Annotated in this window: 15 protein-coding genes and 4 tRNA genes; 2 read left to right on the top strand and 17 right to left on the bottom strand. The window is 42.7% G+C overall.

Annotated elements, in window-relative coordinates:
* Positions 1–10 precede the first annotated feature (10 nt).
* The 10 genes from NST85_RS07490 to NST85_RS07445 form a co-directional block, all read right to left on the bottom strand.
* Positions 11–1,582 (bottom strand): response regulator transcription factor, encoded by a 1,572-nt coding sequence (locus tag NST85_RS07490; RefSeq protein WP_341188972.1) that lies wholly within the window; start codon positions 1,580–1,582, stop codon positions 11–13.
* Between the two features lie 76 nt (positions 1,583–1,658).
* Positions 1,659–3,374, bottom strand: coding sequence for an extracellular solute-binding protein (locus NST85_RS07485; RefSeq protein WP_341188971.1), 1,716 nt, complete (start codon positions 3,372–3,374; stop codon positions 1,659–1,661).
* Between the two features lie 77 nt (positions 3,375–3,451).
* Positions 3,452–4,339, bottom strand: coding sequence for a carbohydrate ABC transporter permease (locus NST85_RS07480; protein WP_341191090.1), 888 nt, complete (start codon positions 4,337–4,339; stop codon positions 3,452–3,454).
* A 33-nt stretch (positions 4,340–4,372) separates the two neighbouring features.
* On the bottom strand, positions 4,373–5,311 hold the full coding sequence (locus tag NST85_RS07475) for an ABC transporter permease (RefSeq protein WP_246054049.1): 939 nt from the start codon (positions 5,309–5,311) through the stop codon (positions 4,373–4,375).
* A 310-nt stretch (positions 5,312–5,621) separates the two neighbouring features.
* Positions 5,622–5,704: transfer RNA gene (locus NST85_RS07470), tRNA-Leu, on the bottom strand.
* A 31-nt stretch (positions 5,705–5,735) separates the two neighbouring features.
* A tRNA-Glu gene (locus tag NST85_RS07465) sits at positions 5,736–5,810 on the bottom strand.
* A 157-nt stretch (positions 5,811–5,967) separates the two neighbouring features.
* Positions 5,968–6,056: transfer RNA gene (locus NST85_RS07460), tRNA-Ser, on the bottom strand.
* 6 nt (positions 6,057–6,062) lie between these two features.
* Positions 6,063–6,138 (bottom strand) — tRNA-Asn (locus NST85_RS07455).
* Between the two features lie 52 nt (positions 6,139–6,190).
* The gene (locus NST85_RS07450) at positions 6,191–6,427 is read right to left on the bottom strand and encodes a hypothetical protein (protein WP_127191972.1); all 237 of its coding nucleotides are present in this window, start codon (positions 6,425–6,427) and stop codon (positions 6,191–6,193) included.
* 80 nt (positions 6,428–6,507) lie between these two features.
* Positions 6,508–6,969: a SprT family protein gene (locus NST85_RS07445; protein ID WP_307394379.1), complete on the bottom strand. Its 462-nt coding sequence runs from the start codon at positions 6,967–6,969 to the stop codon at positions 6,508–6,510.
* A gap of 128 nt (positions 6,970–7,097) precedes the next feature.
* Here NST85_RS07445 and NST85_RS07440 point away from each other — a divergent pair, with 128 nt between their 5' ends.
* Together NST85_RS07440 and cmpA are read left to right on the top strand one after the other, a co-directional pair.
* Positions 7,098–7,451, top strand: a complete 354-nt coding sequence (locus NST85_RS07440; protein WP_127191974.1) for a hydrolase/acyltransferase — start codon at positions 7,098–7,100, stop codon at positions 7,449–7,451.
* A gap of 119 nt (positions 7,452–7,570) precedes the next feature.
* Positions 7,571–7,714, top strand: coding sequence for a cortex morphogenetic protein CmpA (gene cmpA, locus NST85_RS07435; protein ID WP_127191975.1), 144 nt, complete (start codon positions 7,571–7,573; stop codon positions 7,712–7,714).
* Between the two features lie 99 nt (positions 7,715–7,813).
* Here the strand turns inward: cmpA and NST85_RS07430 are convergent, their stop codons facing one another.
* The 7 genes from NST85_RS07430 to alr all read right to left on the bottom strand — a co-directional run bounded on the left by NST85_RS07430 (position 7,814) and on the right by alr (position 14,085).
* On the bottom strand, positions 7,814–8,680 hold the full coding sequence (locus tag NST85_RS07430; protein WP_170220213.1) for an IS3 family transposase: 867 nt from the start codon (positions 8,678–8,680) through the stop codon (positions 7,814–7,816).
* Positions 8,629–8,979 carry a helix-turn-helix domain-containing protein gene (locus NST85_RS07425; RefSeq protein WP_127193234.1) on the bottom strand — a complete coding sequence of 117 codons (351 nt, stop codon included), beginning with the start codon at positions 8,977–8,979 and terminating at the stop codon, positions 8,629–8,631. The genes NST85_RS07430 and NST85_RS07425 overlap by 52 nt, the downstream gene beginning before the upstream one ends.
* Positions 8,980–9,082: 103 nt before the next feature.
* The gene (locus tag NST85_RS07420) at positions 9,083–11,281 is read right to left on the bottom strand and encodes a Tex family protein (RefSeq protein ID WP_445671173.1); all 2,199 of its coding nucleotides are present in this window, start codon (positions 11,279–11,281) and stop codon (positions 9,083–9,085) included.
* Positions 11,282–11,434: 153 nt separating this feature from the next.
* The gene (locus NST85_RS07415) at positions 11,435–11,791 is read right to left on the bottom strand and encodes a DUF4190 domain-containing protein (RefSeq protein ID WP_127191977.1); all 357 of its coding nucleotides are present in this window, start codon (positions 11,789–11,791) and stop codon (positions 11,435–11,437) included.
* A 228-nt stretch (positions 11,792–12,019) separates the two neighbouring features.
* Positions 12,020–12,370 carry a type II toxin-antitoxin system PemK/MazF family toxin gene (locus NST85_RS07410; protein ID WP_127191978.1) on the bottom strand — a complete coding sequence of 117 codons (351 nt, stop codon included), beginning with the start codon at positions 12,368–12,370 and terminating at the stop codon, positions 12,020–12,022.
* Between the two features lie 3 nt (positions 12,371–12,373).
* Positions 12,374–12,655, bottom strand: a complete 282-nt coding sequence (locus tag NST85_RS07405; protein ID WP_127191979.1) for a CopG family ribbon-helix-helix protein — start codon at positions 12,653–12,655, stop codon at positions 12,374–12,376.
* Between the two features lie 245 nt (positions 12,656–12,900).
* Positions 12,901–14,085, bottom strand: a complete 1,185-nt coding sequence (gene alr / locus NST85_RS07400) for an alanine racemase (RefSeq protein ID WP_341188969.1) — start codon at positions 14,083–14,085, stop codon at positions 12,901–12,903.
* Positions 14,086–14,213 lie beyond the last annotated feature (128 nt).

Genomic DNA, 14,213 nt, shown 5'->3' with positions numbered 1-14,213 from the left:
GGCATTACTATCAACCCTGCTTTCGATAGTCTCCCGGAGTAAACCCATAGTGCTCCCGAAATAACCTACTGAAATATGCCAAGCTCTTATAACCGACCTGATCTGCCACCTCGTAGATTTTATACTTCGGCTCTAGCAGAAGTTCCTTTGCTTTTTCCATCCGATTACGTACCAAATATTCATTAAAGCTCTCACCGGTCTGCTCCTTAAATAAATACCCCATATGATTTGGAGAATAAGAGAACTTATTGGCGATTTCTCTCAAGGTGATATCTTCAGCAAGTCGGCTATGGATATATTGTTCAATGGGTTCAATTAGACGCCGACTCTTGCTCTGTTTTTTCATGAACAAACGCTCGGAAATTTCAAACGATGTCTTGCGAAGCCATGATTTAATATCATCTACCGTTTCGAATTCGCGGATAACGTCTAAATGCTCAAAGCCCCACCCAAGTAAGCTTTCGAATGTTTCATTGACCGTACTAAGATGCGCCTCCAGTTTCGTAGCAATATGAATGGAGAAACTATATACTTTCACTGGATGCTCGAAACCTCTCACATTATCAAATAAGTCATCCATACAATCGCAAATTTTAACGAGATCATATCCCGCAATAGCTACAAACATCGCATCTAAAATACTATTCAAATCTTTGGCATCCTTGACGATCTGAAGCTTGGCTAGTCGAGGGGGAATTACCCTATTCTTGCCAAGAAACATTTTGTTACCTATCAGTTCTTTGGCTTGTATAAAAGATTGGGAAATCTCCTCAGGAAATGCTACAGGGTCCCCATAGCTTGCGGTTATGGTAAACTGTGTATTTCTATGTATATGTTGATTCAGATCAGCTAAAGCATCCTCCAACCGCTCAGGAGTGTCCTGATAAATAAAAGCAAACTGTGAAGTGGATAGCTCGCACCACGCACCTAGCTTTTGTTCTTCTATATAGGAAATAATCAAATCTGAAGCTGTACGTAATTGCTCTTGCCAAGCATCTGGTGCTTGTTTGTTCTTCCATAATACATCATCCAACTCAATGATCACTGCACTCGCGAAGCCAGTTGGAGATGCCAATGGATAACGTTCCAAGAAGGTCGGCAACGTCTCATGATTGATGCTACCTTCTAGCAAATGCTGCACAAAATCTTTTTTTATAAAAGCAAAGGTTTCCGTGAATTGAGACTGCTCCTGAATACTTTTTCGTTCCAACTCAATTTCATTTACTACTTTTTTGAGCAGTTCCACAATTTCATCATCATCGACCGGTTTTAAGAGATATCCGTCTGCCTTGAGGTGGAGTGCCTCTTTAGCATATTCAAAGTCCTGGTAACCACTAATGAAGATAGTCTTCAGATGTGGATTCCTCTCTAGTGCCTTTCTTGACAGCTCCAAACCTGTAAGAACTGGCATTTTGATATCGGTTACAAGAATGTCTATCGAGTGATTATCAATATAGCTTAAGGCTGCAAAAGGTCTACTTTCACTACAAACCACTTCAATCTGCAGATCATTCCATGGAATAAGTTGACGCAAGCCTTCCAGATCATACTTTTCGTCATCTACCAATACAGCTCTATACATAGACATGCGCTCCTTTATGTGGAAAGAGAAGGTACACTAAGTATACCCTCTCTTACAACTCACTTAATATATTTTTTTACTGACCCTTCAGCTTTTGGAGATTCGCTTGCCACACACTCGTTTTCCATGTCAGCACCTTGTCATAACCAAACTTAGTTGCCTCTTTGTCAGCTTGTTCTATCAAACTAAGAACTTCTTCATCACTCTTCGCGAAGAAAAGCTTCGGAATAAGTTTCTTATATTGATCTTTCAACCGTTGAACAATTATACCTTCTTCAGATGTTGGAGATGGTTCCAAATTGGAGAACTCTGTAATATCCTTCGAAGTTTTGAACGAGACATTAGCCTGCCCTACTGTCGTCCAATCTTGAGCCTCTTGTGGAAGCAACAATTCGCGTTTAGCTTTGGTGCCATCAACATAAGCAGTATTACCATTCCAGTTGAATTCACCAATTTTGAGCTCATCATATTTCTTAAGATCACGATTAATGTACGCATCGTTCGGGATTGGTACGCCGTCCTCTACTTTATCGTAGAAGAGACCTTCAGGCCCAAAGAACAATACTTGTTGACCTTGCGGACTGGATGCCCAGTTCATATAAGAGAAAATCGCTTCTGGATCTTTAGCATTGGTCGTAATCACGTTTACATTCCAACCTAGTGTATTAAATCCTGATGGGTATACTTTGTTCTTATCTACACCAGCTTTGTGTACAGGCCAGATAACATCATATCCATCTTCTGGATCCTTAGCTGACAATAAGTTGTTAGCTTCGCGTCCAATTCCCTCAACTACCGCATCATAAGCGCCGAAGACAGCGATTTTACCTGTTTTTAATTTTTCAAGAATTTGATCACGGGTCTGAGTGAACATATCGCTAGATGTCAGCCCTTGGCGGAACAACTTACTACTATACATTGCTGCGTCCTTAAAGCTTTGATTCTTATAGATAGATTCCAAGGAATCACCACTCGGAACACCAAACATGGCTGCTGGAGAGATGAAACCTGGTGTCATATCATCAGCTGCACCACTAAAAAGCATGCCTAGCATTTGAATGTCACCGTCACGAACCTCGCCGAAATCAAGCGGAACGATATCCGGATATTTCTCTTTAACCAATTTCAGATATGCTTCTAGGTCATCCCATGTTTCAAGTGCAGGAGAACCTAGCGCTTTGTAAATCTTCTTCTCTACGAGATAAGCCGCATTTCCGTTACCATTCTCGCCATTGATGAACCAGTTTGGCATTTGGTAGAGTTTGCCGTCGCTACTGCGAAGCATATTTATTGTTTGTTCTCCAACCGTCTTCACGAATTCTGGATATTTCTCAAGATAAGGATCAAGTGCAACTAGTTTGCCAGCCTCTTGAAGACGGTCTACATCTTTTCCTCTATCACTTACAATTACATCTGGTAGTTGATTAGATACAATCATTGTGTTCAACTTTTGCGTTGCTGCTCCATTAGATTGAATCGGATTCAGAGTTACTTTCAAGTTATCAGTAATCCATTTGCCATGTGGGCGTTCAAGCCAAGTTGGTGCCGTATACCAATCATAGTTAACAAACAAGGAGAAATCCACAGGTTTTACCTTCGCTTGGGTAGCGCCCTCTGCTACAGCTGGGTCCGGAGCGTTATCCGGAGCAGTGGTCGCTGCCGCGTCATTTGTAGCGTTTGCCGCTGGGGAGGCAGTTGGACTATTGTTCTTACTGTTAGAGCAAGCCGAGAGCACCAAGCTAAGGGTAAGTAAACTAACCACTAGCAGGCTCGAACTTTTCTTCATATTCATGTCTTTTCCCCTCTCTTCAAATACATTATATATGTCATCAGCGGAAGTCGCATGCTGACCCCGCGAATAACCACAATCTACTCTTTCAAAGACCCAACCAATGCACCTTTAACGAAATATTTTTGCAGAAATGGGTAGATAAAGAGAATCGGTAATGTAGCGACCATCATCGTCGCCATTTGTAGCGCCTTGACGGTTACGGAATTCTGTACCGCACTCTGTGCATAGGTATTCAAATTCTGAATGAGACTCGCCGTTGTACCAGCGTTAACAATCTGTACCAGTAGCGTCTGCAACGGGATTAGATTCTGATCACTGATAAATACCGCCGGTGTAAACCAATCGTTCCATAAGCCAACTGCGGTAAAAAGTCCCAATGTAGCTACAACTGGACCAGAGATCGGTAGTACAATCTTGAAGAAAACCCCAAAGTTCGAGCATCCATCAATTCTCGCTGATTCTTCCAAGCCATCAGGGAGCTCTGCGAAGAAAGTTCTAAAGATAATCATGTTGTAGACGTTGACCATACCGTGAATAATCAAGAACGTAAATGTATTATAAAGATGAAGATTATACACGAGTATGAAGTACGGAATGAGTCCACCGCTGAAATACATGGTTACGATACATATAATCATGTAACCCTCTTTAAACACGATACCTTTCTTTGATAAAGCGTAGGCGAATAAGGAAGTGAAGAACATGGACACAAATGTTCCGATAAGCGTACGGGCAATTGTTACTCCATATGCAGTGAAAATTTGCTTCTCCTTAAACACAATCTGATAGTTTTCCAGCGTAAATGCTCTTGGCCAGAAGGTTACCCCACCGAGTGACGTATCACTTCCTACGTTAAAGGACATAACTAACGAATTCCAAAATGGATAGAACGTTATAAACGACAATAGGATTAGCACGAAATAAATAATTACCTGTAACACCTTGTCAGAGAAATTTAGTTTCATCATATCGCTTCCATTCTAAGAGATGGGATTACTTTACCAGAGACTTGCTTTCCCTAATTTACGGGCAATGCCGTTTGCAATAAACAACAACGTTACACTGATAATAGACTTGAACAGTCCTGCCGCCGTCGCGTATGAGAACCTCTGGTTCATAATTCCCATTTGATATACATAGGTATCGATGACTTCCGCATAAGGCATGACGATTCCATTAGTCAGGTTTTTCGTCATTAAGAGGATATCTTCGAATCCCGCATTTAGGATATTACCAATACCTAAGATTAGGAAAATAATAATTACAGGAGTTATGCTAGGAATCGTAATGAGAAAGATTTGTTTGATTCTATTGGCTCCGTCCATTGCTGCTGCTTCATACAATGCCGGATCGATCCCTGCAATAGCTGCTAAATAAACAATAGAACCGAAACCTATCTCTTTCCAAACCCCTACCGAAACGAGAATTCCCCAGAAGTACTCTGGAATGGAGAGCCAGTTGATGGGTTCCTTAATTAGATTGAATTGTAGAAGAACATCATTGACCGGACCATTATCCGCAGCTAACATCGAGAATACTAAACCCGAGACAACAACCCAGGAAATAAAATGTGGGATGTAGGTTACGGTCTGTACTACTCTCTTAAATGCCATATTTCGAATCTCATTCAGCATTAATGCCAGAATGATCGGCGCCGGGAAAGCGAAAGCTAGCTTTAGCAAGCTAATGGCTAATGTGTTGCGCATGATGGTCCAGAACTCAGGAGATTCGAAGAACATCTTAAAATGCGTAAATCCTACCCAAGGGCTCGCACTGAACCCAGTAAATAGGTTGTAATCTTTGAAAGAAATCATGACACCCCACATTGGTATGTAACTGAATACGATAATGAACGCGATAGACGGGAGAATCATAAGTTGGTAATCCCACTGTCGAAAGAAGCGCGCCCATACCCCGTTATTCTTAGACTTTTGCATAGGAGCTAATCCTTTATCGTTCAGCATTGAAGTTGCGTCACTTTTCATTTCATCACCACCTTCACATTGTTTGTAACTTTATGCTAAAGGAAATTGAATGCGGTTTCTACGCAAGTGATTAACGATTGTTTTACTAAATCAACGAACATCTTAAGTTTGGAAAATAACTAAAAAAAGAAGCTTGCCAGCAGCAGAAGATACTCTACTATTGATAAGCTTCTCTCAAATAATCACGTTAGGACCTTTTTATCATTCAATGGAAAATAAAAGAGCCCTTGCTTAGCAAGGGCTCCAGAATTGACACTTGTGATGCGGTCGAGAGGACTCGAACCTCCACGGGTATACACCCACTACCCCCTCAAGGTAGCGTGTCTGCCATTCCACCACGACCGCACATAAAATTAAAACTACGAGGAAATAAAATTGGTGACCCGTAGGGGAATCGAACCCCTGTTACCTCCGTGAAAGGGAGGTGTCTTAACCGCTTGACCAACGGGCCTCATTAGTGTTTATTGACGTCTTTTTATTTGTGACGGCAAGAATTAGTATAGCAAAAACAGTTGGACATGGCAATACCTTCGAATTAATTTTTTTATGGAAAAATAAAACAAGTCGGGAGCATTTCTGCACCCGACTTGCTTCATTACAATATTCAACGGAGAGAGAGGGATTCGAACCCTCGCACCGCTTACGCAGTCTAACCCCTTAGCAGAGGGTCCCCTTATAGCCACTTGGGTATCTCTCCAACATATGGCTCCCCGAACAGGACTCGAACCTGTGACAACTCGATTAACAGTCGAGTGCTCTACCAACTGAGCTATCAGGGAATATAAATAACAACCAGAATACAAATTAATTTATCATGTTTATATAGCAAAGTCAAGAAATCTGCACACTAATGAAAGGGCTTCCCGATCCGGAAAATAAAAAAGAACCATCGTCTCCATAAATAGAGTCATGGTTCCTATGTTTGATGCAACTTAGCTGCTCAAGCTTCGTTTTAGTTCTCCTAGTTCTCATGTCAGTAGTAGCAAACGGGCTGCGACTTAACTCAGGATTTCGTTTCCCTTCTCTAGCTAATTTCTGGCGCAGTTTCTTAGCTTTGGTTGTGGCCAATTCAATCACTCCTTTAATGTTCTTCATGATCAGTATAACATGATGATTTATCTAATGCTGCATAACAACTAGATAATAGGCTAAAGGTTGATCAGCTTCAAACTCCCCGCACATTTTCCACAGCGGTAACGCTTAGGATCCATCTGGCGCTTACGGAGATATTCCATTCCACAACTAGTGCAGACTAACTTATAGCGGTAAGGAAGCGTACGTCTTGCCGTACTACCCGGTATAGACTGACAATAACGGCTCCCCTTCACTCTTTTTAACAATACCTTAAAATCTTGATCCCGATGTCGATGGCCTTTCCCCGCTAAGTGAAGATGATAATGGCATAGTTCATGCTTGATGATCTTCTCCACTTCCTCCTTACCAAAGGCCGTAAGCTGATGCGGATTGATGTCTATATCATGTGATTTCATAAAGTACCGCCCACCTGTTGTTCGCAAACGAGAGTTAAACTTGGCACAATGGCGAAAAGGGATGCCAAAGTGAGTAAGCGAAATCTCTTCTACCCAGGCCTGAAGCTCGTCATTGTCCATTTATATTCCTCCTTCTCGTTGTCTTTGTGGCTTTTCATACCAAATTCCTTCACTCATGTACTTGAATTTTAACTTATCATTACGCTACACTGTCAAGTAGGAATGATAGAAAAGGAGACTGTTGTCCCATGCCTTTAATGAGATATGTTATTTTACAGCAAAATCAGGATTTGCAATTTGTAGAGATGCCAAGCGACTATGCTTATCAATTAAGTGCCCTAAATCTTCGTCTAAATAAGGAGATTCTGAAACTAACGGCTGATCAAATTCCGACGTTACCCCTCGCAATTGCCGAATGCGATAAACTTGACCTGTTACAGGAAACGCTTCGGATCACCGGAGGACTTGATTATATCAATGAACTTGAGGCTTCATTCTCAGCGATCCAGGAAGAGAATTACCCACTCGTCTCATTATTAACGGAAATTCGTGCATTACAGGCTCAGCTGGAACAATGGTACGAGGAAGAAGGAGTTATCTGATTTACTTCGTGCTCAGGTAGATAACTTTTTGAGCCACCTTTTAGTGTAAGACTTGCACTTTTCACGGCCTCTGCCCATATGCTAACGTACAAATGGGATGCCAGAGGAGGAGATCTTTCTTGCCTAAATGGCTTAGCAATCAAATTATGAACGCCTTTCATAAGCGGGACTCTCGACAAATTCGATTGCTTAATGATTGTTGGTTCTTTTATTATAGCCGCCGTGACATAAACCCCGAATCCATAACACGAACTCCACTTTAAGGTGGGGTTCGTGTTTTTATTATGCTTGTAATTGGACCAAACAAAGAAGCCGAGCAGCTAATTGGTCAAGACCCCAATTAGTAGACACTGTAAAAACACCTAGGACACAAGCTGGTTCCTGTACTCAACAGGAGTCAGCTTGTTTAATTTTCGTTGTGCTCTATCTTCGTTATAAAAACGAATAAATTCTTCAATTCTTCTTTGTGCCTCATCGGTACTTCGTATATCATAAGGGTAGAGTGCTTCGACTTTAAGATGAGAGAAGAAGCTCTCGATTGAGGCGTTGTCATAACAATTCCCTCGACGTGACATGCTGATTTGGGCTCCAACCTGTGGCAGCATGTCATGGTAAGCATGAGACGTGTACTGGCTTCCTTGATCGCTGTGAACGATCAGCCCGGTCACGTCTTTATGCTTTTCAAACGCCTTTCGAAACGTCTCTAAGACAAGCGGATTGTCATTATTCCTACTAATGTGGTATCCGACGATTTCGTTATTCCACAGATCTTTAATGGCAGATAAGTAAATCTTGTCATCAAAAACACGATATTGCGTAACGTCTGTTGCCCATTTCAGATTAGGTTTATCGGCTTTAAAGTCTCGGTTCAACAAGTTCTCTGCGATCCTTCCATCCGAAACAGCCGCCTCATGACTTGTTCTATGGACGTACTTACGGCGTATAATCGCTTGAATACCTAGTTCCTGCATGAGTCGTAGAACCTTCTTATGATTCACTACAAGACGATATTGGCGATACAATTCATCCTGTATACGACGGTATCCTACAGTCTTGTTACGTTGCTCATAAATGATACGGATCTTAAGCTTCAAATCCTCGTCAATATGCTTATTCTTGCGCTTTAAATAAGCATAGTAACCGCTTCTGCTAATCCCCAAATATACACAGAGCTCCTTTACGGTTTGTTTATGCTTAAGTTCGTCGATGACGACATATCTATCCTGCAACCCTCCCGATTCAAGATTTGTAACCACTTTTTTAGGACATCTACCTCCAACTGCAAACGACGCAACTCACGCTCTTGCTCTGTTTCAGCCTTGTGTGGATCTCCACGTCTATCTTCAAATGCAGCTTGTCCTTCTGTCCGATACTTCCTCACCCAAACCTTAACACGGTTTTTATCGTTTATTTCTAAGTGTTCTGCAATCTTTCTGTAGCACCATCCATCCTCAATAAACAGTCCTACCGCTTCTACTTTAAGAGACTCAGGATAATGCTTAAACTTCTGACCCTTCTTTGCTGGCATAAAAAATGCACCCCCTAGAATTTCATCGGCTAAACCCGGGGGTTTTTCCAATGTCTATTCTAAGGGGTGCACTTCAAATCGCTGTTCGGCTTCTTTACTGATTCTATTTCGGCTGACGCATGGTCAGTCCTACTCGTCCTTTATTTGTGTCCACATTCAGCACCCACACAGTAACATTGTCTCCAACCGATACAACATCCATCGGATGCTTTACAAAACCATTACTGAGCTGGGAAATATGCACTAGACCATCATTCTTAATCCCAATATCAACAAATGCTCCGAAGTCGATTACATTGCGCACGGTGCCTTGTAACTCCATACCCGGTGTCAAATCCTCTAACTTCAGTACATCCGTACGGAAAATCGGCAGTGGTAACTCCTCGCGCGGATCACGGCCTGGACGCTGTAAGCTGTCCAGAATGTCACGTAACGTCGGTACGCCGACCCCGAGTTCCACAGCTAGCTCCTCTGGCTCTAACGCCGCCAACTGCGCGGCAAGCTCCTTGGTACCAAGCTGGGTCAGCTCCACTCGCAGTTCCTTAAATAGACGATTTACCACGTCATATGATTCCGGGTGAATTGGCGTGCGATCCAGCGGGAAATCCCCCTCACTAATACGCAGGAATCCAATACATTGTTCAAATGTCTTAGCCCCTAAACGCGGGACCTTCTGTAATTGCTTCCGGCTCTTAAATTTACCGTTCTCCTCCCGGAATTTCACAATGTTCTTAGCCGTAGTAGCATTCACACCAGATACGTACGACAATAGTGCAGGAGATGCAGTATTAACGTCAACACCAACATGGTTAACAGCCGATTCTACTACCGTTTTCAAACTCTCATCTAAGTTCTTCTGAGTTACATCATGCTGATATTGTCCTACACCAATCGCTTTTGGTTCAATTTTAACGAGTTCTGCCAAAGGATCCTGTATTCTACGTGCAATGGATACGGCACTGCGCTCTGCAACGTCGAGATCCGGGAATTCTTCCTGTGCCAGTTTGGAAGCTGAATATACACTCGCCCCAGCTTCATTCACGATCAGGTATGCCAGATCCTTGTCTTGTCGTTCTGCGATTATCTCAGCGACAAACTGCTCACTCTCACGGGAGGCCGTTCCGTTACCGATAACAATAAGTCCTACTGCATATTTATCAATAAGTTCGTGAAACTTGGCTGCAGCTTCTTGCTTCTTATTATGAGGTGGGGTTGGATAAGTAACAGCTACCTCTAGCAGTTTACCTGTATCATCAACGACGGCAAGCTTACAGCCTGTCCGATACGCCGGGTCAACACCAAGTACATTTTTCCCCCTCACAGGTGGTTGCAACAAAAGACTACGTAAATTCCCCGCAAAGATAGAAATCGCCTGATTTTCAGCCTTCTCTGTCAATTCCCCCCGGACTTCCCGTTCTATTGAAGGAGCAATTAATCTTTTGTACGCATCAGCGATGACCGTTTGCAAGATAACTTCAACTGAAGAGGAACCTTTGATCAACCTACCCGCAATATATCGATGTATGGGATCGACTTCTACCTCTAACGTTACCTTGAGAATATTCTCTCGTTCCCCCCGGTTCATTGCGAGAATACGGTGAGGAGGAATTTTCTTAGTAGGTTCACGGTAATTGTAATACATTTCATACACAGATTCTTCCTCCGGCGATTTCGCCTCAGAGACTAGTATCCCTTGGTCCATCGTATACCGTCGTACCCATGCCCGGGTAGGAGCTTCATCTGCTACCTGCTCAGCTATAATGTCCATTGCCCCCTGCAGAGCTTCCTCTGCCGTCTCCACAGCTTTCTCCGCATTTACATACTTAGCGGCTTCGGTCAGCGGATCTCCTTGCTTCGGCTGTGACAACACCCATTCAGCTAATGGCTCTAAACCTTTTTCCTTCGCCACACTTGCCCGTGTCTTACGTTTCTGACGATAAGGCCGGTATAAATCTTCGACCTCTTGAAGCTTCACCGCTTTAGTAATAGCAGTCTCTAATTCTACGGTCAACTTGTCTTGTTCCGCAATAATACGAATAACTTCCCGTTTACGCTCTTCCAAATTACGAAGATAATGCACCCGTTCCTCGATATCACGAAGTTGATTCTCATCCAACTCCCCAGTCATTTCCTTACGATAACGAGCGATAAACGGAATGGTGTTCCCTTCATTCAGCAATCCAACAGTCGTTCTTACTTGCTTCAAAGACAGTCCAAGCTCCTTGGAAATTTGTACAGTAATCCGTTCAAGCACTTCTGCCGTGAGTTTCCCCTGGCCTGTTGTCTCTACGTTCTCATCCAATTGTGACAATGATATCCCTCTTTCATTCGATAAATTCGCTATCCCTATTATCACAAACTTTGATCATCTTTTCCAGCAGGTGAAATGTGATACGTTCTATTGAAATGACAAAACACCGCGCCGGAAAGGCAACGGTGTTCTGTGAAGCTTAATTTAAAAATTAGAATAATTATAACTATCCACGGATGAAAAAGCGAGAACGGCCAAAACAACAATTAAAATAATGATTCCCCATAGCACAGTACCAACGATTCCACATACGAGCCCTGCGATAGACAATCCTTTACCTTGTTCATTTGTTCTCTTGATTTCCTTAAAAGACAGGCTAGAGAATACAATCGCTATAATTCCCATAAGAAAACCAACGTAAGGAATCATAACTGAAAGGATGCCCAATACAAGCGCAGCAATGGATTTGCCATTTGTCTTCGCTGGAGCAGGTGGGTAATTCGGCGGATAATCATTAAGCGTACTATATTGATAAGATTGTTCAGTTGAATTCTGATTCATTAAAAAAGGTCCTCCTAAGGTATGTATTAATTCAATTATAGCAGATAACAGGCCTAAATCTAATTATATTTATTAAATTAATTCCGATTTATGGAAGTGTGTAAATCAATTATAGTTGGCTTTACGAGGGTGGCCTCCTTACTATATCCGTATCACTCAAAAAAAGAAAGACACCCCAAAATACTTGGAGCGTCAATAAAACGGACCTTCGAGTCCGGTTAGGTTATTCTAAAAGTCTATCAAACCAAGACTGATAAGCAGCGAGTCGTTTACCTTCTTCATCGTCTCATCATCCAAATGCGTTATTTTATCAGTTAGCCTTTGCTTATCAATCGTACGAATCTGTTCAAGTAAAATAACAGAGTCACGATCAAAGCCATGTGTAGCCGCTTCAATCTCTACGTGAGTTGGAAGTTTGGCTTTTTGAATTTGAGCCGTTATAGCAGCAACTATAGCGGTAGGGCTAAATCGGTTACCAATATCGTTCTGGATGATAAGTACAGGTCTTACCCCTCCCTGTTCAGAACCTACTACAGGAGAAAGGTCTGCAAAAAATACGTCTCCGCGCTTGACAATCAATGTTTACACCCCGCTCACTAGGCGGTCCAGAGTGATGTCTGCATCTTCCTCCGCATGGAATGCTTCTGAGGCCATGGTTAAGTTGATCTTTGCCATCTCCATATAACCACGTTGCATCGAATCACGGATAAAGCGTTTCTTCCGTTCATTCAAATACAACTTCATAGCCTGTCTAATCAACTCGCTACGGTTGGAGTTCTCCATCGCAACAATTCCATCCACTTCTTGCAAAAGATGATCCGGCAAACTGATCATAATCCTTTTGGTGCTATGCATATTGGCCATCCTTACATCCACCCCCAAAACCTTGTCGAACCCTGTCCCTTTGAATCAGTATATCATTATTCAAGGAAATATATACAAAGGAAATATATGCTGCCAGTATATCAAGTATGCTGCATATCATTATAAACAAAAATGACATTGCCGTACATACCTGATCATTTCCATGTCTATTACCATTCGATAACCAGACAGGAATTCCTTCATACAGGGGAAAAAGTTTTGTAGTTTTTTGTCAATTGTTGTAATTAAGACAACAGTGGGCTTATCAGGATATCAGGCGCACCGGTACGTTTATATACCCGGGACACACGATGAGCCAACATACATATCAATTCATAGTGGATGGTTCCCATTTCGGATGCCAGTTCGCCTGCAGAGATAACCCCGCCTGACTGCTGGCCGATGAGCACAACTTCCTCGCCGACTTTAATTTCTTCAGCCTCTTCAGCTAAAGCTTGTAGCGAAACCATACATTGGTCCATACAGATTGTTCCGACGACAGGAACGCGGCGACCGCGTATTAGTACTTGCGCCTTACCACCAAGTAATCTGGAGTATCCGTCCGCATAACCGATTGGTAATGTGGCGATTATTTCCTCTTGGTCCGTCACATATCTCGCCCCATAACTAATTGAGGAATGAGGTGGCAGTGACTTTACAAATACCACTTCCGTCTTAAGTGACAGAACCGGAGTTAATTTAACCTGTTCAAATGAAACCTCATCAGAGGGATACAGACCGTATAACGAAATGCCGATCCGCACCATATGGCAGGAAATTTCCGGTATATCAATGGCGATAGCGCTGTTACCAGTATGTATAATCGGGATATTTATTCCATTCTCCCGTAGCGCGTCCACCACACCCTGAAACCGTCGGTACTGCTCCAATGTATAGCTCTTGTTTTCTTCATCCGCTGTGGCGTAGTGGGTAAATAACCCTTCCACTTCCACCTGCGGAATTTGCAATGCTCTTTGAACAAAATCAACTACCTCTTCTCCTGGTAATAGGCCAATACGTCCCATACCGGAGTCGATCTTGATGTGGACCTTTAACTTATGCGGAAATTCCAAAGGATCGAGGGATTCAATCGCCCCCAAAGTTTCCCCGCTGAACACAGTCAAGGTAATGTTGTGTTCCCATGCAGTGCGTATGCCATGTTCCGGTGTATATCCCAGTACAAGTATCGGCATTGTAATGCCAGATTGGCGCAGTTCCAAGGCTTCTTCCAAAAAAGCTACACTGAGATAATCCGCTCCAAACTGCTCCAACTCTCTTGCTACAGGTACAGCACCATGTCCATATGCATTAGCCTTTACGCATGCGAGTAGCTTCATATCTTTCGGTAGTCTTGTTCGAAACGCTAAATAATTGGAATGTAGCGCATCGATATCGATTTCCGCTTGAGTAGGTCGATACTTCACTTGCACTTGTAGGTCACCTTCTCCACTGATTGTGAGTATATCCTTCTACGATACACTAATGGTAATATTCCTGAAGGCCACTGTCAATTCAGCAAGATAAAGGATTTATACAAGAAGAGGCGGACGGAGTGCTA

Source organism: Paenibacillus sp. FSL K6-2524, from assembly GCF_038005525.1.
GTDB classification, from domain to species: Bacteria; Bacillota; Bacilli; order Paenibacillales; family Paenibacillaceae; genus Fontibacillus; species Fontibacillus anaericanus.
Note: the sequence above shows the minus strand (reverse complement) of the source record. Positions and strands in the feature narration are given on the sequence as shown.

Bases quoted from the DNA above. Each gene is read 5' to 3' on its own strand.
- NST85_RS07490 (WP_341188972.1), bottom strand. From the start codon at position 1,582: ATGTATAGAGCTGTATTGGTAGATGACGAAAAGTATGATCTGGAAGGC.
- NST85_RS07475 (WP_246054049.1), bottom strand. From the start codon at position 5,311: ATGCAAAAGTCTAAGAATAACGGGGTATGGGCGCGCTTCTTTCGACAG.
- NST85_RS07480 (WP_341191090.1), bottom strand. From the start codon at position 4,339: ATGAAACTAAATTTCTCTGACAAGGTGTTACAGGTAATTATTTATTTC.
- NST85_RS07440 (WP_127191974.1), top strand. From the start codon at position 7,098: ATGCCTTTAATGAGATATGTTATTTTACAGCAAAATCAGGATTTGCAA.
- NST85_RS07405 (WP_127191979.1), bottom strand. From the start codon at position 12,655: ATGGCCAATATGCATAGCACCAAAAGGATTATGATCAGTTTGCCGGAT.
- NST85_RS07445 (WP_307394379.1), bottom strand. From the start codon at position 6,969: ATGGACAATGACGAGCTTCAGGCCTGGGTAGAAGAGATTTCGCTTACT.
- NST85_RS07485 (WP_341188971.1), bottom strand. From the start codon at position 3,374: ATGAATATGAAGAAAAGTTCGAGCCTGCTAGTGGTTAGTTTACTTACC.
- NST85_RS07425 (WP_127193234.1), bottom strand. From the start codon at position 8,979: ATGCCAGCAAAGAAGGGTCAGAAGTTTAAGCATTATCCTGAGTCTCTT.
- NST85_RS07415 (WP_127191977.1), bottom strand. From the start codon at position 11,791: ATGAATCAGAATTCAACTGAACAATCTTATCAATATAGTACGCTTAAT.